The organism is Mycobacterium sp. NTMscope_MAC_269 (genome assembly GCF_976985695.1).
This window is the reverse complement of sequence record NZ_OZ335668.1, coordinates 600,690-622,488: the sequence shown is the minus strand read 5'-3', so window position 1 is coordinate 622,488 and position 21,799 is coordinate 600,690. Positions and strand designations below refer to the sequence as shown.

General features: G+C 68.5%; 22 protein-coding genes, 2 pseudogenes and 1 other annotated feature. Of the genes and pseudogenes, 10 read left to right on the top strand and 14 right to left on the bottom strand.

All coding sequences use genetic code 11. The features are described 5' to 3' along the window. The first annotated feature begins 21 nt into the window (after positions 1–21). From ACZ50Z_RS03075 to ACZ50Z_RS03065, 3 genes and pseudogenes are all read left to right on the top strand, one after another. Positions 22–1,251 (top strand): HNH endonuclease signature motif containing protein, encoded by a 1,230-nt coding sequence (locus tag ACZ50Z_RS03075; RefSeq protein ID WP_464482220.1) that lies wholly within the window; start codon positions 22–24, stop codon positions 1,249–1,251. 14 nt (positions 1,252–1,265) lie between these two features. Next, positions 1,266–2,506, top strand: a protein-coding gene (locus ACZ50Z_RS03070) for an IS3 family transposase (RefSeq protein ID WP_464482219.1) whose coding sequence is annotated in 2 segments (ribosomal slippage) — positions 1,266–1,551 and positions 1,551–2,506 — 1,242 coding nt in all. Because the reading frame shifts where the segments join, the coding sequence is not laid out codon by codon here. Next, positions 1,541–1,657: a sequence feature (AL1L pseudoknot), on the top strand. Its footprint overlaps the gene before it by 117 nt. Then, a pseudogene (locus ACZ50Z_RS03065) lies at positions 2,455–2,607 on the top strand (hypothetical protein); the annotation flags it as partial. The gene ACZ50Z_RS03070 and the pseudogene ACZ50Z_RS03065, both read left to right, overlap by 52 nt. Positions 2,608–2,745: 138 nt before the next feature. Here the strand turns inward: ACZ50Z_RS03065 and coaD are convergent. The 5 genes from coaD to ACZ50Z_RS03040 form a co-directional block, all read right to left on the bottom strand. Beyond that, entirely contained in the window at positions 2,746–3,228 is a 483-nt protein-coding gene (coaD, locus tag ACZ50Z_RS03060; protein ID WP_464482218.1) for a pantetheine-phosphate adenylyltransferase, read from the bottom strand. Between the two features lie 76 nt (positions 3,229–3,304). Then, positions 3,305–3,859 (bottom strand): 16S rRNA (guanine(966)-N(2))-methyltransferase RsmD, encoded by a 555-nt coding sequence (gene rsmD, locus ACZ50Z_RS03055; RefSeq protein WP_464482217.1) that lies wholly within the window; start codon positions 3,857–3,859, stop codon positions 3,305–3,307. A 10-nt stretch (positions 3,860–3,869) separates the two neighbouring features. Continuing rightward, the gene (locus ACZ50Z_RS03050) at positions 3,870–4,502 is read right to left on the bottom strand and encodes a vitamin K epoxide reductase family protein (RefSeq protein ID WP_464482216.1); all 633 of its coding nucleotides are present in this window, start codon (positions 4,500–4,502) and stop codon (positions 3,870–3,872) included. Further along, complete coding sequence (locus ACZ50Z_RS03045; RefSeq protein ID WP_464482215.1) at positions 4,499–5,266, bottom strand: DsbA family protein; 768 nt, start codon at positions 5,264–5,266, stop codon at positions 4,499–4,501. The genes ACZ50Z_RS03050 and ACZ50Z_RS03045 overlap by 4 nt, the downstream gene beginning before the upstream one ends. A gap of 95 nt (positions 5,267–5,361) precedes the next feature. Next, entirely contained in the window at positions 5,362–6,480 is a 1,119-nt protein-coding gene (locus ACZ50Z_RS03040) for an alpha/beta hydrolase (protein WP_464482214.1), read from the bottom strand. Positions 6,481–6,629: 149 nt separating this feature from the next. Here ACZ50Z_RS03040 and ACZ50Z_RS03035 point away from each other — a divergent pair. Continuing rightward, positions 6,630–6,877: pseudogene (locus ACZ50Z_RS03035) on the top strand (aldo/keto reductase); the annotation flags it as partial. Positions 6,878–6,882: 5 nt separating this feature from the next. Continuing rightward, entirely contained in the window at positions 6,883–7,728 is an 846-nt protein-coding gene (locus ACZ50Z_RS03030; RefSeq protein ID WP_464486068.1) for an aldo/keto reductase, read from the top strand. A gap of 6 nt (positions 7,729–7,734) precedes the next feature. Here ACZ50Z_RS03030 and ACZ50Z_RS03025 read toward each other — a convergent pair whose 3' ends face one another. The 3 genes from ACZ50Z_RS03025 to ACZ50Z_RS03015 are packed head-to-tail and all read right to left on the bottom strand — an operon-like array spanning position 7,735 to position 12,313. Then, a complete protein-coding gene (locus tag ACZ50Z_RS03025) occupies positions 7,735–8,448 on the bottom strand; it encodes an HNH endonuclease family protein (protein WP_464482213.1) in 714 nt (237 codons plus the stop codon). Continuing rightward, positions 8,445–10,661, bottom strand: a complete 2,217-nt coding sequence (recG, locus tag ACZ50Z_RS03020; protein ID WP_464482212.1) for an ATP-dependent DNA helicase RecG — start codon at positions 10,659–10,661, stop codon at positions 8,445–8,447. The genes ACZ50Z_RS03025 and recG overlap by 4 nt, the downstream gene beginning before the upstream one ends. Before the next feature lie 2 nt (positions 10,662–10,663). Then, the gene (locus ACZ50Z_RS03015) at positions 10,664–12,313 is read right to left on the bottom strand and encodes a DAK2 domain-containing protein (protein WP_464482211.1); all 1,650 of its coding nucleotides are present in this window, start codon (positions 12,311–12,313) and stop codon (positions 10,664–10,666) included. A gap of 344 nt (positions 12,314–12,657) precedes the next feature. Here ACZ50Z_RS03015 and rpmB point away from each other — a divergent pair, with 344 nt between their 5' ends. Then, positions 12,658–12,852 carry a 50S ribosomal protein L28 gene (gene rpmB / locus ACZ50Z_RS03010; RefSeq protein ID WP_067168895.1) on the top strand — a complete coding sequence of 65 codons (195 nt, stop codon included), beginning with the start codon at positions 12,658–12,660 and terminating at the stop codon, positions 12,850–12,852. Positions 12,853–12,883: 31 nt separating this feature from the next. On the opposite strand, the gene ACZ50Z_RS03005 is transcribed toward rpmB, so the two are convergent. From ACZ50Z_RS03005 to ACZ50Z_RS02995, 3 genes are read right to left on the bottom strand one after another with little or no spacing between them, the layout of a single operon-like run. Continuing rightward, on the bottom strand, positions 12,884–13,534 hold the full coding sequence (locus ACZ50Z_RS03005) for a nitroreductase (protein WP_464482210.1): 651 nt from the start codon (positions 13,532–13,534) through the stop codon (positions 12,884–12,886). A gap of 14 nt (positions 13,535–13,548) precedes the next feature. Then, the gene (locus tag ACZ50Z_RS03000; RefSeq protein WP_464482209.1) at positions 13,549–14,370 is read right to left on the bottom strand and encodes a mycofactocin-coupled SDR family oxidoreductase; all 822 of its coding nucleotides are present in this window, start codon (positions 14,368–14,370) and stop codon (positions 13,549–13,551) included. A gap of 2 nt (positions 14,371–14,372) precedes the next feature. Then, positions 14,373–15,272, bottom strand: a complete 900-nt coding sequence (locus ACZ50Z_RS02995; protein ID WP_464482208.1) for an SDR family NAD(P)-dependent oxidoreductase — start codon at positions 15,270–15,272, stop codon at positions 14,373–14,375. A 98-nt stretch (positions 15,273–15,370) separates the two neighbouring features. Here ACZ50Z_RS02995 and ACZ50Z_RS02990 point away from each other — a divergent pair, with 98 nt between their 5' ends. Genes ACZ50Z_RS02990 through ACZ50Z_RS02975 form a run of 4 tightly spaced genes read left to right on the top strand, consistent with a single transcriptional unit; the run spans position 15,371 to position 19,069 of the window. Beyond that, a complete protein-coding gene (locus ACZ50Z_RS02990; RefSeq protein ID WP_464482207.1) occupies positions 15,371–15,814 on the top strand; it encodes a nuclear transport factor 2 family protein in 444 nt (147 codons plus the stop codon). Positions 15,815–15,817: 3 nt separating this feature from the next. After that, entirely contained in the window at positions 15,818–16,999 is a 1,182-nt protein-coding gene (locus tag ACZ50Z_RS02985) for a sulfotransferase family protein (protein ID WP_464482206.1), read from the top strand. Then, complete coding sequence (locus ACZ50Z_RS02980; protein ID WP_464482205.1) at positions 16,992–18,236, top strand: hypothetical protein; 1,245 nt, start codon at positions 16,992–16,994, stop codon at positions 18,234–18,236. The genes ACZ50Z_RS02985 and ACZ50Z_RS02980 overlap by 8 nt, the downstream gene beginning before the upstream one ends. A 2-nt stretch (positions 18,237–18,238) precedes the next feature. Further along, on the top strand, positions 18,239–19,069 hold the full coding sequence (locus ACZ50Z_RS02975; protein ID WP_464482204.1) for an oxidoreductase: 831 nt from the start codon (positions 18,239–18,241) through the stop codon (positions 19,067–19,069). Between the two features lie 110 nt (positions 19,070–19,179). Here ACZ50Z_RS02975 and ACZ50Z_RS02970 read toward each other — a convergent pair whose 3' ends face one another. From ACZ50Z_RS02970 to ACZ50Z_RS02960, 3 genes are read right to left on the bottom strand one after another with little or no spacing between them, the layout of a single operon-like run. After that, a complete protein-coding gene (locus ACZ50Z_RS02970) occupies positions 19,180–20,109 on the bottom strand; it encodes an NADP-dependent oxidoreductase (protein WP_464482203.1) in 930 nt (309 codons plus the stop codon). A gap of 5 nt (positions 20,110–20,114) precedes the next feature. Then, positions 20,115–20,798: a uracil-DNA glycosylase gene (locus ACZ50Z_RS02965; RefSeq protein ID WP_464482202.1), complete on the bottom strand. Its 684-nt coding sequence runs from the start codon at positions 20,796–20,798 to the stop codon at positions 20,115–20,117. A 41-nt stretch (positions 20,799–20,839) separates the two neighbouring features. After that, positions 20,840–21,787 carry a thiamine-phosphate kinase gene (locus tag ACZ50Z_RS02960; protein ID WP_464482201.1) on the bottom strand — a complete coding sequence of 316 codons (948 nt, stop codon included), beginning with the start codon at positions 21,785–21,787 and terminating at the stop codon, positions 20,840–20,842. Between the last annotated feature and the right edge of the window lie 12 nt (positions 21,788–21,799).

Genomic DNA, 21,799 nt, shown 5'->3' with positions numbered 1-21,799 from the left:
CCCCGCTGCCATGATGTCGTTATGTCTTCGATCGCATCTGCTGACGCCGTGGGGTTGAGTCCTGCCGAGCGTGTGGGGGTGTTGTTTGAGGAGTTGGCGGAGTTGGCCGGTCAGCGCAACGCGATCGATGCGCGCATCGTGGCGATCATCGCCGAGATCGACCACGACGGGCTGGGCGGGATCACCGGGGCGCGCTCGGTGCCGGCGTTGGTGGCCTGGAAGCTGGGCTGCTCGCCGGGCACCGCCCACACCATCGCCACCATCGCCCACCGACTCGAGGAATTCCCGCGCTGCGCGGCGGGTATGGGTGAGGGCCGGCTGTCGCTGGATCAGGTCGGGGTCATCGCCGCCCACGCGGGCAAAGGATCTGATGCGCACTACGCCCAACTCGCCGCGGTCGCCACGGTCAACCAGCTGCGCACCGCGATCAGACTCGAACCCCGACCCCAACCCGAACCCCGCCCTGAGTCTGGGCCCGAGCGTTCGATCACCACGACCACCACCGAGGCGGGCAGCTGCTATCGGATCACCCTTGCCCACCACGAGGCGGCGAAATTCGACGCCGCGTTGGCATCTCACCGGGATGCGCTGATCGCCGAATGGAAACACGACCACGACAATGGCCAGGGCACCGGCGACCGGGGCGCTTCAGCACAGCGGCCGCCGTTGTCGAGCACCGCCGACGCGTTCATGCGCCTGATCGAGACGGGATGGGACGCCGAGGCCACCCGCCGCCCGCACGGGCAGCACACCACCGTGGTCGCCCACCTCGACGTCGCCCAGCGTGCTGCGGCACTGCATCTGGGTCCACTGCTACCTGATGCCGAACGCCAATACCTGACCTGTGATGCCACCTGCGAAGTCTGGTTCGAACGCCACGGCGAACCCATCGGCGCCGGGCGCACCACCCGGATCATCAGCCGGCGGCTTCGCCGTGCCCTCGAGCACCGCGACCCCATGTGCGCAATACCCGGGTGTGGGGCCACCCGCGGGCTGCACGCCCACCACATCTGGCACTGGGAAGACGGCGGCCCCACCGAGTTGGCCAACCTGGTGCTGGTCTGCCCCTACCACCACCGGCTGCACCACCGCGGCGAGATCACCATCACCGGACCCGCCGACGCCCTCCTCGTCACCGACAGCACCGGCCAACAGCTACGCGCAGCACCGCTGGCACACCCACCAACCCAACCCCCACCCGCTGTCCCACCCTGCCCTGAAGTACCCCAGGTTTTGTTCCGATCCTTATAGGAGGATTGGAAGCTATGCCCCGTCAGTATCCGCCGGAGTTTCGCTCTCGTGCGTTGCGGTTGTTGGACACCATGTTGGAAACCTCGGATATATCGGAGTTTGAGGCCATCAGGTCGGTGGCCAGCAAACTCGGTATTGCGCAGGAGTCGGTGCGTCGATGGCGGCGCAAAGCGCAGGTCGATACCGGGGAGCGTCCCGGCACGACCAGTTCTGAGCACGCCGAGATACGCCGCCTTAGGCGAGAGAATCTCGAATTGCGTAGGGCCAATGAGATTTTGAAGTCTGCATCCGCGTTTTTCGCAGCGGAGCTCGACCGCCCCGCACCGAAATGATCGCCTTCATCGACGCGCATCGCGATCAGTTCGGGGTCGAGCTCATCTGCCGTGTCTTGCGGGCGCCAATCCCGGGATTTTTCACCTCACGGGGGTATCGCGCAGCGTTGACCCGGCCGCCCTCAGATCGTGAGATTCGCGATGAGCAACTGATCGCCGACCTGCAGGCGGTGCACCAGCAGAATTACTCGGTCTATGGCGTCAAGAAGATGCATCAGGCCATGACCCGGCGTGGCTGGACACTAGGTAGAGAACAAACTCGCAGGTTGATGCGCAAAGCTGGGCTGCGCGGGGTGCAGCGCGGCAAGCCGGTATTCACCACCGTCACCGATCCCGCCTCAGCGCGACCCGCCGACTTGGTCAACCGGCAGTTCCGGGCGCCGGCACCAAACCGGTTGTGGGTCGCCGATATCACCTTCGTGCGGACTTGGCAGGGATTCTGCTACACCGCGTTCGTCACCGATGCCGCCACGAAAAAGATCGTCGGTTGGGCGGTCTCGGCAACCATGCGCACCGAGGACCTTCCGCTACAGGCATTCAATCATGCTGTGTGGCAGTCTAACTCGACTCTATCTGAGTTGGTGCATCATTCCGACCGCGGATCGCAGTACCTATCGGTGACCTATACCGACCGCCTGATCGAGCTCGGGATCGCCCCCTCGGTGGGCTCGCGTGGCGATAGTTATGACAATGCCCTCGCCGAGGCGGTCAATGCCGCTTACAAGACCGAGCTGATCAACCGCGCTAAACCCTGGCGCTGCATCGACGACGTCGAACTGGCAACAGCCGAATGGGTGGCCTGGTACAACCAGGAACGCCTGCACGAAGCCCTCGGCTATCAAACCCCAGCCGAGTACGAGGCCGCCCTGACCGGCACCTCACACCCCGCGAGCCAGCCGACCCCGGCCCTCGCAACCGACTAGGAACAAAACCTGGGGTACTTCACCCCGGACCCACCGGCGAGCGCGCCCACTGGTGGTGGTACGACCCCTTCCAACCCCAACCACCACCGACAACCAACTAGGCTGGGCGCCGCCGGCCGGCCATTCGACCAAAGCCGTCGCTCTTGGTATCCGTAACCGCGGCGCTGCCGCGTGCGTATGCCCCGACCGGTGGACCAAATCCATTGCGGACGAGCGCTTTACGCATCGACCTGCCCGATTCAGGACCGAGCGGAACGCTTTTCGCGCAGGCGGCGGTTGACCGGCTCGGGCAGCAGCTCCGACACGTCGCCACCGAGCATGGCGACCTCTTTGGCCAACGACGACGACACGAACGAGTACCGCGGCGCGGTAGCGACGAAAAAGGTGTCGACACCGGCGACGTGCTTGTTCATCTGCGCCATCTGCAGCTCGTATTCGAAGTCGGTGCCGGTGCGCAGTCCCTTGACGATGGCGGTCATCCCCCGCGACCGGACGAAATCGACGACCAGACCCTGCCCGGCCTCCACCCGCAGATTGGGCAGGTGCGTCGTCGATTCGTTGATCATCGCGATCCGCTCGTCGAGGTCGAACATGCCCTTCTTGGCGGGGTTGGTCAGGATCGCCACCACCACCTCGTCGAACTGAGCCGACGCGCGCTCGAAGACGTCGATGTGGCCCAACGTCACCGGATCAAAGGAGCCCGGGCATACGGCACCGCTCATGTCGCGCGCCGACGACGATGCAGAGCGAAGCGAAGGGCAGGAGCGGCGCTCATGGGGCATGACGGTACACGCCCACTCACAGCCGCTCGGCGAGCTCCAAACGGGTGTCGCCGTAAACGCGGTGCGGCCACACCGACCAGCCGGCCGGCCAGGTGAGCGGGGCGCCGGCGGCCGCGCGCTCGACGACCGCGACGGCGCCCTCGCGCACCCACCCATGGCCGGCCAGGGCCGCCAGCACGGCCTCGACCTCGGCGGCACGGACGTCGTAGGGCGGGTCGGCCAGGACAAGGTCGACGGGTGATGCGGTCCCGGCCGCCAGCACGGCGGCCACCGCGCCCCGGCGCAGCGTCGCGCCGGGCAGCCCCAGGGCGTCGATGTTGCGCGCGATGACGGAGGCGGTGCGGGCGTCGGACTCCACGAAGAGCGCGCTGGCGGCCCCGCGGGACAACGCCTCCAAGCCCAGGGCACCCGAGCCCGCGTAGAGGTCCAGCACGGCGAGGCCGCTCAGCTCGCTGCGGGCGGTCAGGATGTTGAACAGCGACTCGCGGACCCGGTCGGTGGTGGGCCGGGTGCCTCGCGGCGGGACCGCGATGCGCCGGCCCCCCGCCACGCCGCCGATGATGCGGGTCACGTCGCGATACCTACAGCAGGGTTGACCAATAGTCCCAGAACCGGACCATGCACAGCAGGAACACCGCGGTGAACCACAGCGCGGCGATCGACCATCGCCATTGGTACACCACCCACCCCGGACCTGATTGCCGGGCCTGCAGCGCCGGGCGATACGCGATCGAGGCCACCACCACCAGCAGCGACATGGTGACCGCCCACACCACCATGCAGTACGGGCACAACGCGCCGATGCGATACAGGCTCTGGAAGATCAGCCAGTGCACGAACACCGCACCGACCAGCACCCCGACCGTCAGACCCAGCCAATACCATTGGGGCAGAGCGACTTTCGCCAGCGCCAGCAGCCCGGTGACGATCACCACGGTGAAGGCGATCAGGCCGAGCAACGGGTTGGGGAACCCCAGCAGGGAGGCCTGCGGCGTGATCATCACCGACCCGCACGACAGGATCGGGTTGATGTTGCACGACGGCACATACGACGGGTCGAGCAGGATGTCGATCTTCTCGACCGTCAGCGTCACCGAGGCGACCAGACCGATCACCCCGGCGATCAGCAACCACCAGGCGCTGGGCGCCGGCACCCGGCCCGGGGTCGGATCCCCGTTGGGATCGTCCGATTCTGTCGACACCGCGCTGGTCACATGGCGGCCGGCGCGACCGCGCCGTCGATGCCCGGGATGTTGCCCACGATCTCTTTGATCTTGCTGACCAGCGCGTCGGGCGTCGACGGGTCGTAGTCCTCGCCGTTGATCTTGATCGTCGGCGTGGCTTTGATCTGTGCGGCCGCCGCTTCGCCGGTGACCTTGTCGAGGTACTTGCCGCTGTTGATGCAGTCCGGCACCTTGCCCACGACGCCGGCCTCACGGGCGAGTTCGATCAACCGGGCGTTGTCCGGAAAGCTCTTGCCGGTTTCGCTGGGCTGAATGTCGGTGGTGAACAGCGCGGTGTGGAAACGGCGGAACGCGTCGAGGGATTCGTCGGCGACGCAGCGGGCCGCGTTGGCCGCCCGCGACGAATAGTTGTGGTTCCGCGAGCTGTCCAGGATCGACACCATGGAGTAATCGGCCGCGATGGCCCCGACGTCGATGAGCCGAGACACCGTCGGCCCGAAGGTCCGTTCGAAGTTGCCGCAGGCCGGGCACAGGAAGTCCTCGTAGAACGTCACCACGGCCTTGGGGTTGTTGCTGCCGGGCTGGGTGACCAGCTTGCTCGAGGTCACCCGCACCGTGTCGCCCGCGCCGGTGGCGGCGGGCTTCTTGTGGTTCGACGTCACGATGTAGAACACGAGGACGACCGCGAAGATCACGACGAACGCGGTACCGCCGATCTGGACGAGCCGGCCGGACTTAGCGCCGGAGGCCGACTTCATGTCGAATCGTGGGGGGCGTTTGGGTTTGTCGGCCACTGGTTCCCTGATCTTTCGGTACTCGAGTTGTCGGTGTGCCGACAAAGCGATCGGACAAGGCGCCTCTAGATTACCGGCGCCGGTCGCTCACGGACTCAGACCCGGCTCAGGTGTGCGCGCAGGGCCGAGATCAACTCGGTCGTCGCGACCATGCTGTCGCCGCCCAGCTGGAACAGGTTGGCGAAGCCGTGGGTCAGCGATCCCAGGTAACGCAGGTCGACCGCCGTCCCGGCGGCGCGCAGCGCCTCGGCGTAGCTCTCGCCTTCGTCGCGCAGCGGGTCGAATCCCGCAACCGCGATCAGGGCGGGCGCCAGTCCGGCCAGCGATTCGGCCAGCGCCGGCGACACGCGGGGGTCGGTCCGGTCCAGCTCCGAGCGCCGCAGGTACTGGGATTCGAACCAGTCGATGTCGCGTTTGGTCAGCAGGAAGCCGCGCGAGAAGAGGCTCAGGGACCGGGTTTTCGCGGTGAAGTCGGTCCGCGGATAAATCAGCCACTGCAACACCGGCGTGGGGCCGCCCTCGTCGCGCGCCAGTTGGCTGACGACGGCGGCGAGGTTGCCCCCGGCGCTGTCCCCGCCGACGGCGACGCGGCCGGGGGTGGCGCCCAACTCGCCGGCGTGCTCATATGCCCAGGTGAACGCCGCATATGCATCCTCGATCGCGGCCGGCGCCGGGTGCTCGGGAGCCAGCCGGTAGTCGACCGACAACACGTGGACGCCGGCATCACGGCAGGTCAGCCGGCACAGGGTGTCGTGGGTGTCCAGGTCGCCGATCGACCAGCCGCCGCCGTGGTAGAAGACCAGCAGGGGCGCGGCCGCGCCGTCGGCCGGACGGTAGTGCCGGGCCCCGATTTCGCCGGCCGGGCCGGGCAGCGACAACTCGGTGACGTCGACGTGGATCTGCGGACCGGGGAAGCCCACGGTCGACTCGTGCATCTGGGCCCGGGACACCTCCGGGTCGTCGTCGACGACGAGTCCATCGATGCCGACGGCGCGCAGGCCCGACAGCATCAGCTGCAGGGTCGGATCCAGGGTGTTCCCGTCGATGATGACCGAGCGGCCGCGAACCAGCCCGCGTCGCATCGCGGTCGGGATCCACGGAATGACCTTGACCCCGACGCTGGTGACAGCGCCCTGGATGCGACTGGCCAGGGGCACCGATGCGCGTTGCGCCGCGGCGTGAACGTCTGGCGCGGGAGACAGAGGCGTGGTCATGGGCAACCCCCTTTTCGAACAACGTGGCACCGCTCGACAGCGAAAGTTATTCCACCCTGTTATTCCACCCCCGGCCACCCGCCGCATCGCAGGCGAGGGCCGGCCGGGCGGCCGCCAATTCCGGTGTGCCGCGCGACCAACTGTACGTGGTGGCGCACTCGGTACCGAGGGGCCGCGGATGGACACCTGCCCAGGTGTTGATTAGGTTGCATTTGCTCCCTCGGTAATATCGTGATCCCCAAGCCGGTGAAGCCTTCACGGATTGCGAGCAATTTCGACGTGTTCGATTTCGAACGCAGCGCCTCGAACGCGGCGCCGAACACCGTTGATCTCCTCGCCCGATGACGGAACCCGGCTCGGTGCACAATCTCGAACCTTTAATTTCACAGGCAGGTGAATGAATTGACTGGCGAGTCGGGCTCCGCCGCACCCTCAATTGCTCTCAACGACGAAAACACGATGCCGGCCCTGGGCCTGGGCGTCGCGGAATTGTCGGACGACGAGACCGAACGCGCGGTGTCCGCGGCGCTGGAACTCGGCTGCCGGCTCATCGACACCGCCGCGGTCTACGGCAATGAAGCCGCCGTCGGGCGCGCCCTCGCCGCTTCCGGGATTCCGCGCGCGGAGCTGTTCGTGACCACCAAGCTGGCCACCCCCGATCAGGGATTCAAGGGCGCGATGGACGCCTGCAACGCCAGCCTGGAACGGCTGGGGCTGGATTACGTCGACCTGTACCTGATTCACTGGCCGGCCCCGTCGCTGGGCAATTACGTGAACTCTTTCGGCGGCCTGATCCAGACCCGCGGAAACGGGCAGGCGCGTTCGATCGGCGTCTCCAACTTCACCGAGGAACACCTGACGACGGTCATCGACCTGACCTTCGTCACCCCGGCGGTCAACCAGATCGAGCTGCACCCACTGCTCAACCAGGAGGCGCTGCGCAAGACCAACGCCGAACACAACGTGACCACCCAGTCCTACACGCCGCTGGCGCTGGGCAAGTTGATCGACAACCCGACGGTCAATTCGGTCGCCGGCGAATACGGCAAGACCGCCTCGCAGGTGCTGCTGCGGTGGAATTTGCAGCTGGGCAACGCGGTCGTCTTCCGCTCGGCCAAAGCCGAGCACATCGCCACCAATTTGGACGTGTTCGATTTCGAGTTGGCCGCCGAGCACATGGATGCGATCAACGGGCTCAACGACGGAACCCGGCTGCGGCCCGACCCGGAGACCTACGAGGGCTCGTAGCCGGCGCTACCCCGCCGGGCAGGTCGCGGCGGCCTGCCGAAGGACACCGGTCGACGCCGCATCCACCGGCAGCGAATAGCCGCGCAGCACGGCGATGAATTGCATGGCGTACTGGCAGGCGAACGCCGCGTTCGGCGGCATCCACTGCCCTGGTGGCGAGTCGCCCTTGTCCTGATTGGCCGGTCCGTCGACGGCCAGCAGGTTGGCCGGATCGTTGGCGAAGCGCCGCCGCTCGGGCGCCGGCCAGCCGTAGGCGCCCATGTCCCAGGCGTACGCGAGCGGGACGATGTGGTCGATCTGCACCGACTCGCCGACCTTGGGGCCGCGCCGAAAGGCGATGGTCTTGTTGGTGTAGGGGTCGTGCAGCGTGCCGGTGGCCACGGCGTCCGGGCACCGCTTGATCGACACGTACGTCTTGTCGACGAGATCGCGGTTGAGGATGTCGTCGCGGGTGTCGCACCCGTTGTGCCCCAAGGGAGCGTCGTTGTCGTCGTCCCAGGCGTCGCCGAACGCCGCGCGCAGGTAGTCGTAGCGGTGCAGCCGCACCGGCACGACCGCGATGCCCCCGAGCACGTCGACGCCGGGCAGCACCGTCGGAACGTCAGCGCGCGCAGCGTATTCGGCGGAATGCCTGGTCGCCGAAGACCCCACCGTCTGGTAGGCCACCACCACCGCGAGCGCGGCGGCCGCGGCCAACCACAACAGCACTTTGCGGTTCAACTCTTGTCCAGGTATTCGATGCGGTCGGTGTCGGTGAATCGTGCGGCCAGCAGGGCCAGTCCGGGATCTGGGCGGTCCTCGGAATAGGTCCGGATGCAGTACTCCCGCGCCGCCTCGATGTACTCCAAGTGGTCCGCCAGGGACAGCAGCCGCAGCGTGATCGCCCTGCCGGACTGGTTGCGGCCCAACACATCTCCCTCGCGACGCTCCTTGAGGTCCAAGTCAGCGAGGGCGAAGCCGTCCAGCGTCCCGGCCACTGCGCGCAGCCGCCGGCCGGCCGACGAGTCCGGCGCGGACCAGCTGGCGAACAGGCACAGGCTCGGATGCTGGCCACGGCCGATGCGGCCACGCAGCTGATGCAACTGGCTGATCCCGAACCGGTCGGCGTCCATCACCAGCATCAGGGTGGCGTTGGGGACGTCGACGCCGACCTCGATGACGGTGGTGCACACCAGCACGTCGACCTCGCCGGCACGGAAGGCCGCCATCGCCGCGTCCTTCTCGTCGGCCGACAGCCGCCCATGCATCAGGCCCAGCCGCAGGTTCGCCAGCTCGCCGGAACGCAGTCGGGCGTAGAGGCCTTCGGCGGTCTCGGGGGCCTTGCCGTTCTGCTCCTGTGTGCCCGGATCGTCGTCCTCGTCGATGCGGGGCGCCACCACGTAGGCTTGCCGGCCGGCGGCGACCTCTTCGCGGATGCGCTGCCAGGCACGGTCGAGCCACGTGGGCTTGTCTTTGACGAAGACGACGTTGCTTGCGATCGGCTGGCGTCCGCGCGGAAGTTCGCGCAGCGTCGAGGTTTCCAGGTCCCCGTAGACGGTGAGCGCGACCGTGCGCGGGATCGGCGTCGCCGTCATCACCAGAAGGTGCGGGGTCACACCGGGACGGGCCTTGGCCCGCAACTGATCTCGCTGCTCGACACCGAAGCGGTGTTGCTCGTCGACCACCACCATGCCCAGGTTGTCGAATTCCACTGCGTCCTGCAGTAGCGCGTGGGTCCCGACGACGATGCCGACCTCGCCGCCGGCGATCTCGGCCCGGATCTGCTTCTTCTGCGCGGCGGACATGGAACCGCTGAGCAGCGCGAGCCGGGTGGCCCGGTCGTCGCCGCCCAGCTGGCCGGCCATCGCCAGCGGGCCGAGCACGTCGCGAATCGATCGAAGATGTTGTGCGGCAAGCACTTCCGTCGGCGCCAGCAGCGCACACTGATACCCGGCGTCCACCATCTGCAACATCGCCAGCACCGACACGATCGTCTTACCCGAGCCGACCTCCCCCTGCAGCAGGCGGTTCAACGGACGGTTGGACGCGAGCCCTTCGGACAGCACGCCGAGCACGTCACGCTGCCCCGCGGTCAGCTCGAAAGGCAAGCGCCCCAACAGTTCCGTGGCCAGACCGTCCGTGCGGGGCGGCGCCGGGGGCCCCGATGCCGACAGCTCGCCGCGGCGGCGGGCCACCAGCGCCCACTGCAGCCCGACGGCCTCGTCGAAGGTCAGCCGCTCGCGCGCCCGCTGCCGTCGGGGCTCGCTTTCGGCGAGGTGAATGTCGCGCAACGCCTGATCTTCGGAGACCAGGCCGAATTTCGCGCGCAGGTCCTCGGGCAGTGGATCGGGCACCGGGTCGAGGACGTCCAGGACTTGGCGCACGGAGGCGAAGATGTTCCAGCTCTGCAGCTTGGCGCTGGCGGCATAGATCGGGAAGAAGTGGCGCTGGTACGCGTCCGCGATGTCTTCGCCGGTGGCCTGCGAGGCGTTGGCGATGCTCTTGAGAGACACGGTGCCGCGGTTCTTCCCGTCCGGGGTGTCGAGGAGGAGAAACGCGGGATGGGTGAGCTGCATGACGTTCCTGAAGAACCCGACCTCGCCGGAGAGCATCACCTTGGTGCCCTTGGTCAGATCTTTTTTGATGTAGTTCGCGTTGAAGAAGGTGGCGGTCACCTTGCTGCGCCCGGAGCCGAGGGTGATGCGGTGGCACACCTTCTTCGGCGTCTTTTTCATCGGAAACGTCTCGGTGTCGGCGATCGTGTCGACGATGGTGATGTGCTCACCGGCCGGCGGCCGCTCGTCGTCGGCGTCCCAACGGCTGGCGCCCTCGGTGTAGCTGCGCGGGTAGTGGCGCAACAGGTCGTTGACGGTCCGGATGCCGAACACCTCGTCCAACAGTTCCGCGACCTTCCCACCAACGATGAAGTCCAGCCGGTCGCTCAGCGACACCATCGCTATTCGACCCCGACCAGCAGCGCGTCACCGTGATGGCCGGTGCGGTAGGTCACCAGTTCGGTCCCGGGGTGGTGGTCGTGCATGTGCTCTTCCAGAATGTCGACGACGGCGCCGGCGTCCTCGTCGGTCTCGAGACCGGCGCCCAGCAGCACGGTCACCAGGTCGCCACCGGAGGCCAGCAACAGATCGAGCAGGCCGATCGCCGCGCCGACCGCGTCGGCGGCCACGATCAGCACCTCGTCGCCCGCGATGCCCAGGCCGTCGCCCGGGTGGCAGCGGCCCGCCCACGTCAACGCGCTCTCGGTCGCGATACGCACCGATCCGTGCCGCGCCGCACCGGCCGCGCGGGCCATGGTGTAGCCGTCGTCGACGGCCTGCCTGTCGGTTTCGTGCACGGCCAGCGCGGCCAGCCCCTGCACCATCGACCCGGTCGGGATCGGCACCACGTCGATCCCCCAGCCGATGGCCGCCGTGCATCCGGCGACCAACTCCTCGGCCGCCACGTAGCCGTTGGGCAGCACCATCACCTGCGCGGCGCCGGTATCGACGACCGCCCGCATCAGCTGGTGCGCGCTGATGTTGGTCACGGCCTCGTGCGCCGCGGGGTCGCGTTGCAGCACGCAGGCGCCTTCCCCGGCGAACAGCTCGGTGGCGCCGTCACCGTCGACGACGGCCAGCACCGCCCGCTCCCGCGTCCACCCGCCCGCGGGCAACCCGGGGGCTCCGGAGCTCAGGGCCGAGATGACGATGCGGCTGAGTTGCCCCGCCGCCAATCCCGCCTCGACGGCCGCACCGGCGTCGTCGGTGTGCACGTGCACCGAGTACGTGCGCCGCGCCGACGACGGCGCGGAGGCGATACCCACCGAATCGCCCAACTCCGCCAACCGGTCCCGCAACGCGTCCGCCGCCGCGGACTCGCAGCCATCCACCCGGTACATCACCTCGAAGTGGGGCGCCGGGCGGGGCGCGGAGGCTTCGGTGCGCTGCATCCGCGGCGAGAGCTCGTAGACCGTCCGGGCGGGCGCCTGCCCGGTGATGGTGCTCCGCAGCGCATCCAGCAGGACCAGCAGTCCCCGCCCGCCGGCGTCCACGGCCCCGGCGTCGGCGAGCACGTCGAGTTGCTCGGGAGTCTTTTCCAGGGCGACCACCGCCGCGTCCCCGGCGGCGATCACCGCCGCCGCGAGCCCGTCTCCGGCCCGGGCGCACTGCTCGACGGCTGCCGCGGCGGCCCGCAGCACCGAGACGATGGTCCCCGGGACTTCCTCGCCGCCCATCGAGGTGATGACCAGCTCCACGCCGCGTTGTAGCCCCGCGCCCAACACGACGGTGTCGACGTGGGACAGGTCGCCGCCGACGTCGGTCGCGGCGGTCGCGGTGACGTCGGCGAGGCCCCGCAGGATCTGCGACAAGATCACCCCGGAGTTGCCGCGGGCGCCGTTCAACGCGCCGGCCGACAGCGCCGCCGCGGCCCGGCCCGCGCAGGCCGCGCCGCCCTGCGCGTTCAGCTCCGCCAGGGCCGAACGCATGGTGAAGAGCATGTTCGCGCCGGTATCGGAGTCGGCGACGGGGAAGACGTTGAGCCGATTGATCTCGTCGATGTGGGTGATCAGGTCGCTGACGGCGGTGTGCGCCCAGTCCCGCAGGGTCATCGCGTCCAGCGGACGATCCTGCGATGTCCACGACGTGGCCAGGGTTACCCACCTCCTCTGCGCCCTCGGTGCCTTTGGTCTGTCCTTTGGCGCCTCCCGCCGCGCGGCACCCGGTGGGCGCCAGCGTAGCCCGGCGACACGCGCGACGGCTGCCGGTGACCACCACCCGCCGGCGGGCCGAACCGGCCCATTGAGCCTAGCCAGAGGGGGCGACAGCGCGGGTGACCGTTTTGGTGGTTGCGACGACAATCGGTATCCTCAGTGGGGCCCGGGTGAACCCGGGCGATCCCGGCCGCGTTGTCAGACCGCCGAGCCGGGCCCCCGAGATCTGAGGAGCTTGAACCATGGCCGCTGTGTGCGACATCTGCGGGAAAGGCCCCGGCTTCGGCAAGTCGGTGTCGCACTCCCACCGCCGCACCAGCCGCCGGTGGGACCCCAACGTCCAGACCGTGCACGCCGTCACCCGTCCGGGCGGCAACAAGCAGCGGCTCAACGTCTGCACGTCCTGCATCAAGGCCGGCAAGGTCGTTCGCGGCTGACCGCGCCGGCCCACTGGGCCATTCGGTGTTCTCACTCGTCCAGGAACACCACGTGCTTGTGTACGCTCTCGCGGCCGATGCGCAGCGAGTTGCCGGGAAAATCGGGGTCGGGGTAACCGACGGCTAGACCACACAGCAGGGTCATCTCCGGTGGGATGCCGAGTTGCTCCCGCACGATGTCGGGATAGCCGGCGATCGACACCTGCACGCAGGTGCTCAGGCCGCGGGCCGTCAACGCCAGTAGCAGCGTCTGCAGGAACATCCCGACGCCCATGCTGTCGACCAGGCCGAAGTCCTGATGCATCGAGACCACGCCGCCCAGCGGTGCCCGGAAGAATTCCCAGTTGCGCAGCACCGCGACGCGCCGTGCCTCTTTATCGCTGCGGACGATGCCCATCGAGCCGTACACCTGCGCGCCCAGTTCGCGGCGCAGGTGCGCGAAGGCCTCGGGAAGCTGCGGCACGTTCGGCGATTCGGACCCCGCCTTCGCGAGCATGGCGGCCACCAGCCGCTCCCGCGCCGCGCCGGAGACAAACGCGATCCGCCAGGGCTGGACGTTGGAGTTCGACGGCGCCCGCATGGCCAGCTCGAGCGACTCGTCGACCAGGTGCCGCGGCACCGGGGTGGGCAGGAACATGCGCGTCGAGCGGCGCTGCCGGATTGTCTCGTCGAGGTCGTACATTTTTCGGCCCGCCCCTACATGACGACATGGCCGGCGTCGACCGGCATCGACACCCCGGTTACGTAGCGCGACCGCGGCCCGGCCAGCCACAGCACCGCCTCGGTGACGTCTTGCGCCTCGACCAGTGGCACCCCGGGCAGCAGCATCTGCGAGACGGCCGGGTTCGGATTCTCCGTCATCCGGGTCACCACGAAGTCGTTGAGAATCATGGGCGTGGCGACCCCGCTGGGATGCACCGAGTTGACCCGAATCTTGTGCGGGGCATACGCATTCGCTGCCGAGCGCATCAGGCCCACGACACCGTGCTTGGACGCGGCGTAGGCGAACATCGCGGCGCTGCCGTCGCCGCCGCGGCCGGTCAGGCCCTGCGACGAACTGACCAGCACGACCGAGCCGCCCCGGCCCTTGCGCACGATCGAGGGCACCGTTGCCAGCATCGTGTGCCACACCCCTTTGAGGTTGGTGTCGACGATCGTGTTGAACACCGGTTCGGAGTCGGGCTCGGTGACGCCGATCGCCACCACCCCGGCGTTGGCGATGACGACGTCGAGCTCGCCGAGTTCGTCGATGCCCCCTTGCACCCCCGCTTGTAGGGCCGCGAGGTCGCGGACGTCGGCGATCACCGGAACCGCTTTGCGCCCCGCGGACTCGACCAGCTGCAGGGTTTCGGCCAGCTCGTCCTCGGTGGCCAGGGCGTAGGGGATCGCCTCGAGGTCGGCGCAGATGTCGACGGCGATGATGTCGGCGCCGTGGGCGGCCAGCGCGACGGCGTGGCTGCGGCCCTGGCCCCGCGCGGCGCCGGTCACGACGGCGACGGCGTTGTCGAATTCACCCACGGTCAGACCTCCAGTCTCGTGCCGGTCTCGCGCTCGGCGAAGGCCACCAGCCGCGCGGCCGTGTCGTAGTCGCATGCCAGCGGCGTCCGGCCGATGAGCACCGGGCCGCCGCGCAGCCCGAACCTGCCGCTGACCCCGACGTAGCTGCCCGGCGGGATGGGCTCGCTGATGCAGTACAGGGTGGGCGCCGCGCCCTCGTCGATGTCGTTGGCCAATCGGTCGGCCACGACTTTGACCGCCTTGTGCGCCAGCGACATCAGCGGCGCGTCGCCCACGTTGGACAGGTTCGAGGCCACCCAGCCGGGATGGGTGAGGTGAGTGACGAGTGGCGACCCGGCGGCGCGCAGCCTGCGGTCGAGCTCGAGCCCCCACAGCATGACCGCGAGCTTGGACTGCGCGTAGGCGCCCAGCCTCGTCCACTTGTGCCGCCGCAGGTGCAGGTCGTCGAGGTGCAGCGTCGCCGAGCGGTGGGCGTCGGAGCCGACGTTGATGATCTGCGAACGCACCGCGGGCAGCAGCAGGTTGGTCAGGGCGAACGGCCCGAGCAGATTGGTGCCCAGCGTCATCTCGAAGCCGTCGACGGTGTCGGTGCGGCGGTCGGTCAGGGCCCCGGCGTTGTTGATCAGGATGTCGACCGGCCCGTCGATCAGGTCCGGGAACGCCCGCACCGACGACAGGTCGGCGAGGTCGAGCTTGACCACGGATGTCGAGCCACCGATTGCAGAAATCTCCGACGCTCGTTGCGCGCCGAGTTCGGTGTTGCGCACCGCGAGGATCACGTGCGCGCCGGCCTGGGCGAGCGCGCGTGAGGTGCCCAGGCCCACCCCATTGGTCGCCCCCGTCACGATCACGCGTTTGCCGGTCAGGTTGCCGAGCCTGCTCGGCGTCCACGGTAGGGTCACGGCGACTAAGAGTAATCGTCGGTTCTATGTAAGTTGGACCGGTTCTGCCAACATTGGTCGCGGAAGCACAGCGGAGTACTTTCCCGAGGCGGTTCGACATGAGTGACAGCGCCACCGAGATCACCAATCTCATCTACACCTATGCCCAGCTGCTCGATGGCGGCGACCTGGACGGGGTGGCCGGGCTCTTCGAGCACGGCCGCATCTGCGGCGTCGAGGACGGCCCGCCGGAGACGGTGTTCGCCGGGGCGGCCCGGGTTCGCGAGATGTATGAGATGGCCACGCGCATCTACGAAGACGGCACCCCGAAGACCAAGCACAACACCACCAACGTGCAGCTGACCATCGACGAATCGCAGGGCACCGCGACGAGCACGTCCTACTACTGCGTCACGCAAGCCACCCCCGACCTGCCGCTGCAGGTCATCGTGACCGGGCACTACAAGGACACCTTTCACCGGGTGGACGGCGCCTGGTGTTTCGACAGCCGCACCATGTTCGTCGACCAGGTCGGCGACGTCAGCCAGCACCTGAAGTTCTGACGCGTGGATCCCTTTGACCCCGCGGGCGTCCTGGCCGACGCCCAACGCAAGGAAGGACTCACCGACTGGGGCCCGGGCGAGTTCGACGAGCCGCTGGCCGTGCTGCTGAGCGATTATGCGCGCGCCGATCTCAACCCGATCGGCGCCCACATCCTGCGGTCGGGCATCGTGCACAGCCTGCGGATGCGGCTGCGCACCCAGGAATGGATCCGCCGTCATCCGGAGATTCTCGACGAGAGGGTGGCCGCGCCGATCGTCGTCGTCGGCATGATGCGCAGCGGGACAACCCTTTTGCAGCGGCTGCTGGCCGCCGACCCGCGGTTGCTTTGCGCGTACGGGTGGGAGGTCGTCGAGGTCGCGCCGCGGTTGAACCACGCATTCGCCGGGGTGGATCCTCGCGTCGCCATCAGCCAAACGCGAGAAGCGAAATCGCGCGAATTGGCGCCCGAGCTGTTCTCCATCCACCCGATGTACGCCACCGAGGCCGAGGAGGAGATCGTCTTTTTGGCGGACGCCTTCTTGTCGCACGTCCCCGAGTCCGGCGCCCACCTGCCCCACTACCGGTCCTGGCTCGACGACCGCGACTTCTCACCGGCCTATGCCTACCTGCACCGCATGCTGCAGTTCCTGCAATGGCAAAAACGCCAACGGGGGCTAGCCGGCCAGCGTTGGGTGCTCAAATCCCCCGCGCACCTGGGGTATTTGGGCCTGCTGCGCGCGCAGTTCCCCGACCTGCACGTCGTGCACATGCACCGCGATCCGCGCACCACGATCGCGTCGGGGGCCAGCCTGAACGCCACCCTGCACGCGATGCACGCCGACGTCGTCGATGCGCACCGGGTCGGCGCGCAATGGCTGGCGCGGATGGGCTGGACCAACGACCGGGCGATGACGACCCGCGACGGCTGGTCCGACGACGGCGACCGCGTCACCGACATCGGATTCGACGACGCGGTGGCCGACCCGATCGGGCAGGTGGCCCGCGTCTACGACGCGATCGGGCTGCCCCTGATCGCGCCGGCCGAGGACGCGATGCGGCGCTGGCTGCGCGAGCGCCCTCGCGAGGTGGCACGCCCGCCGTACGGCCTGCAGAACTACGGCCTGCTTGCCGAGCAGGTCGACGAGCGGTTCACGTTGTACAACAAGCGTTTTGCGCAATTCATCGGAGGAACAGCACATGCCTGACGACCCGGTCGCGACGGTAGCCCAGCACGAGCAGGAACTGGCCGCGCTCGACCTGATCGAGCATCCCACCGTCAAGGCCGCCTACCGCAAGGTCGCCGAGACCTGGCTGGGCCGGGCCAAGGCGTCCGACGCGATGCGCGAACGCTTCGACGACGCCTTCGCCGAGGTGATGTTTTCGGCGGCGGTGTGGTCGTCCAATCAGGACAAGCTGCGGCCGAAGGTCAGTTGCATCACCCGGCTGGCGCACCCCGTGGACGGCCGCCGAATCCCCGGATCGCGTTGGGGCATCGACAATCCCGACAGCGTGTACCGAGTGATACCCATCTCAGGTGATGAGCGCTACGAGATCCGCGGCCGGGTCGGCGAGCACCGGATGACCGAGAACTACTTCACCCTCTGGGATGCGAACATGGGCACCGTCGACGTGCTCAACGGCCGCACCATGCGGGTCGACTCCGACGGCAGCTTCACCATCACCGTCGACTCCGAGCCCGCCAACGGCCGCCCCAATCACGTGCGGACCTCCCCGGCGGCACACGAGTTCTACATTCGCGACGTGCTGTTGGACTGGGGCCGCGACGACCCCAATCACCTTGAGGTGCAACGGCTTGGCGGGCCGGTGGCAACGCCGGCACGCACCCTCGACGAGCAGGCCGAGGCCACCGCGGCAATGATGGATTACTTCGCGAACTTCACCGGCAAGCTCGGCCACGGTGTGTACAAGATGCCGGCCAATCACTTCAACCTGGCCTGGTCGGCCGACAAGGTCGGCGCCATGCGCAACCAGGTGTACGTGATGGGCCGCTTCGATCTCGCACCCGACGAGGCGTTCGTCGTGGACCTGAACGACGGTGGCGCCGAATACTTCACCGTCCCGCTCAGCAATATCTGGGGAACCACGCTCGAACTCGTCGACCGCACCGGCAGCCTCAACAAGGCGCAGTCGGTCGCCAACGAGGACGGCACCTACACCTACGTGATTTCGCCCGTCGACCCTGGCGTGGCCAATTGGATCGACTCCGACGGCCTGCGCGAGGCCATCTTGACCCTGCGCATGGCGGAGTTCGGTGAGAATGGTCCCCGCGAGGACCTCGGTGCGCGCGGCCGCGTCATCAAGCTGGACCAGCTCGACACCGAGGTGCCGCACCTGGCGCGGGTGACTTCGCAGCAGCGGGCCACGCAACTCGCCGAGCGCCGTCAGGGATATCTGCGCCGCCTACCGGAAGGGACGATCTAGCAATGGCTCGCTGGCTGATCACGGGATGCTCCACCGGCTTCGGACGCGAAATCGCCCGCGCGGCGCTGGAAGCCGGCCACAGCGTGGTGGTGACGGCGCGACGGGCGGAGGCCGTGCAGGATTTCGCCGACGAGTTCGGCGACCGGGCGCTGGCCGTCGCGCTCGACGTCACCGACACCGCCCAGGTGGCGGCTGCGGTGGCGGCGGCCGACAAGACTTTCGGCGGAATCGACGTGCTGGTCAACAACGCCGGACATGGCTACTTGTCCGCGGTGGAAGAGGGTGAGGACGCCGAGGTCCGAAAGCTGTTCGATGTCAACTACTTCGGCGCCGTCGACATGATCAAGGCGGTGCTGCCGGCCATGCGTGCCCGCGGATCGGGCCACATCATCAACATCTCCTCGATGACCGGCCTGGTGGCCAACCCGCCCAACGCCTACTATTCGTCGACCAAGTTCGCTCTGGAGGCGCTCACCGAGGCGCTCGCCGCCGAGGTCCGCCCCCTGGGCATCAAGGTGACCGCCGTCGAGCCGGGCGCGTTCCGCACCGATTGGGCGACACGGTCGATGAAGGAATCGGATGCTCCGATCAGCGATTACGCCGACGTGGCGGCGCGCAAGGACCTGATCAAGCAGTTCGCCGATCACCTGCCCGGCGATCCGCGCAAGGTCGCCGAGGCGGTGCTGATGGTGGTCAAGCTCGACGAACCACCGCTGCGGTTGCTGCTGGGACGCGACGTGCTCAAGGCCATGCGGGACAAGATCGCCGCGTTGTCGGCGTCGATCGACGAATGGGAAGCCGTCACCAAGGACGTCAACTTCCCGGGCTCGTAGGTTTTGTAAAGCTCTGCCGCCGAGCGTGGGGCTTAGTACAAATTTCGGCTTTCGGCGATTTTCGTGCATAGGCCCCACGGTCGGCGCTCTGACGGGATGCGTAGCGACCGTCAGTCGCGCACGATGAGGACTGTCTTGCCGGCGCGGCCGCCGCGCTCGCGGCTTTCGAACGCCTCCCGACCCTCGTCGAGCGGGAACGTCTGGGCGATCGCGACGTGTAATCGATCGCTGTCGACGAGCGCGGCGAGCTCAGCGAGCTGATCGCGGTTCGGTGTGACGATGAAGAACGTTGCGCTGATGCCGAATTCGTCGGCCTTGCCGTCCGGCGGCGGTGCCGACAGCGTCACCAGCCGACCGCCGCGGCGCAGCACGCCGTACGACCTTTCCAGCGTCTGCCCGCCGACGGTGTCGACGACGACGTCGTAGGCGGCGCCGGTTTCCTCGAATGCCTCGGTGCGCGTGTCGATCACCCGCTGCGCGCCGCAGCCGCGGAGAAGATGCGCGGTGTCGCTGCGCACGGTCGCGGTGACCTGCGCGCCGAGGAGGGCGGCCAGCTGAACGGTCAACAGTCCGACTCCCCCGGCGCCCCCGTGCACGAGCACGGTCTCGCCCGGTTGCACGGCGGCGTGGTCGACCAGAGCCTGCAGCGCGGTCAGACCGGCCAGCGGGAGCGCGGCGGCGACGACGTGGGAGACCGTCGAGGGTTTGGCGGCCAGATCGGCCGCGGCTACGGCGACGAAATCGGCGGCCGCGCCGTCGCGGTCGAACTCGATCAGCCCATAGACCTCGTCACCGGGCACGAAATCCGTGACGCCGTCGGCGACCGCGGAAACCACCCCGGAGACCTCGTGGGACGGGATGACGGGCGTCCGGCTGACGCCGTCGCGGGTCCACGTCTCCTCCCACGTCAGCTCGTCGAAGGTGATGGCGGCCGCGTGCACGGCCACCAGCGCTTCGCCGGCGGCCGGGGCCGGCACGGGCGCCCGCTCGATCGCCAGTTGTTCGGGTCCACCGCGCCGGTTCGCCCGTAGCGCGGTCATCTCGTTCAGGGCAGTCGCCAATCGATCGCGTCCGCGCCCATCCCGGCCAGCAGTTCGTTGGCACGGCTGAACGGGCGGGAGCCGAAGAAGCCCCGCGATGCCGACAGCGGCGAGGGATGCGGCGACTCAATAGCCACGCAATTGCCCTGGGCGAGAATCGGTTTGAGAGTTGAGGCGTCGCGGCCCCACAAAATGGCCACCAGGGGCAGCGAGCGTGCGATCAGCGCCCGGATGGCGCATTCGGTCACCGCTTCCCAACCCCTGCCCCGATGCGACGCCGGATTGCTGGGCCGCACGGTCAGCACCCTGTTCAGCAGCAGCACGCCGCGCTGCGCCCAGGGCGTCAGGTCGCCGCACGAGGGCGGGGGGTGGCCCAGGTCCGCGGCGTACTCCTGAAAGATGTTGGCCAGGCTGCGGGGCAGCGGCCGCACGTCTGGCGCCACCGAAAAGCTCAGCCCCACAGCATGTCCGGGCGTCGGGTAGGGATCCTGCCCCACGATCAACACTCTGACCTGGTCGAAGGGATAGGTGAAGGCACGCAACACGTTCGACCCGGCGGGCAGATATCTGTGCCCGGCCGCGATCTCCTCCCGCAGGAATTGCCCCATCTGGGCGATATGTCCGGCCACGGGTTGCAGCGCGCTCGCCCAGCCCGGCTCGACCAATTCACTCAACGGGCGCGCCGTCATCGTCGGCCCTTCGCGATCGGGTAAACGGTCACCGCGTCACCCTAGTACGACTGCCAGCCGGCGTGGCCGCTCCACTCCTGATCGTCGACGAGCACCCTCGCCGGTCCGTCGAGAACCCGCCCGATGATGCGCCAGCCGGCGGGAGCGGGTCCCGCGAAACATGCCACCAGGGCGTGGTCTTCGCCGCCGCCCAGCACCCACGACCAGGGATCGGCCCCCGCGGCGGCCCCCGCGGCGGCCAGCGCGTCGCGGTCGGTGGCCAGCGCCGCCGTGGACAGATCGATGCCCACCCCCGACGCGTCGGCGACATGGCGTAGGTCGGCGATCAGGCCGTCGGAGACGTCGATCATCGCCTGCGCTCCTCCGGCCGCCGCGACCGCGCCCTGACCGTAGGGCGGCTCGGGTACCACGTGCCGGCGCCGCAGCTCGTCGAAGCCACCAATGCCGTTGTGCCACAGGGCAAACCCCGCTGCTGAGCGACCCAGGTCCCCGGCGACGGCGACCAGCGAACCGGGCTTTGCGCCTGATCGCCGCACCGGCTCGCGACCGCCGAGGTCGCCCAGCACCGTCACCGAGATCACCCACTGCGGGCAGCTGACCAGATCGCCGCCGGCGATGCCGGCACCCACGCGCTGGGCCTCGTCCCACATCCCGTCGACGAGCGCGTCCACGGCCGCCGCCGACGTCTCACCGGGCGCACCGAAGGCGACGACGAACGCCGTGGGCCGCCCGCCCATCGCCTCGATGTCCGCGGCGTTCTGGGCGATCGCCTTGCGGCCGATGTCGTGCGGCGTCGACCAGTCCAGCCGGAAATGCCGGTCCTGCACCAGCATGTCGGTCGACACCACGGCGCGGCCGTCGCCGGCCGCCACCAGCGCCGCGTCGTCACCCGGCCCGAGCACGACAGCGTCGGGCTGGCGGCGCCCGCCTACTAGGCGGTCGATGACGGCGAACTCGCCGAGCTGCTGCAGCGTCGATTCGTCCCGCACGCCACCCACGAT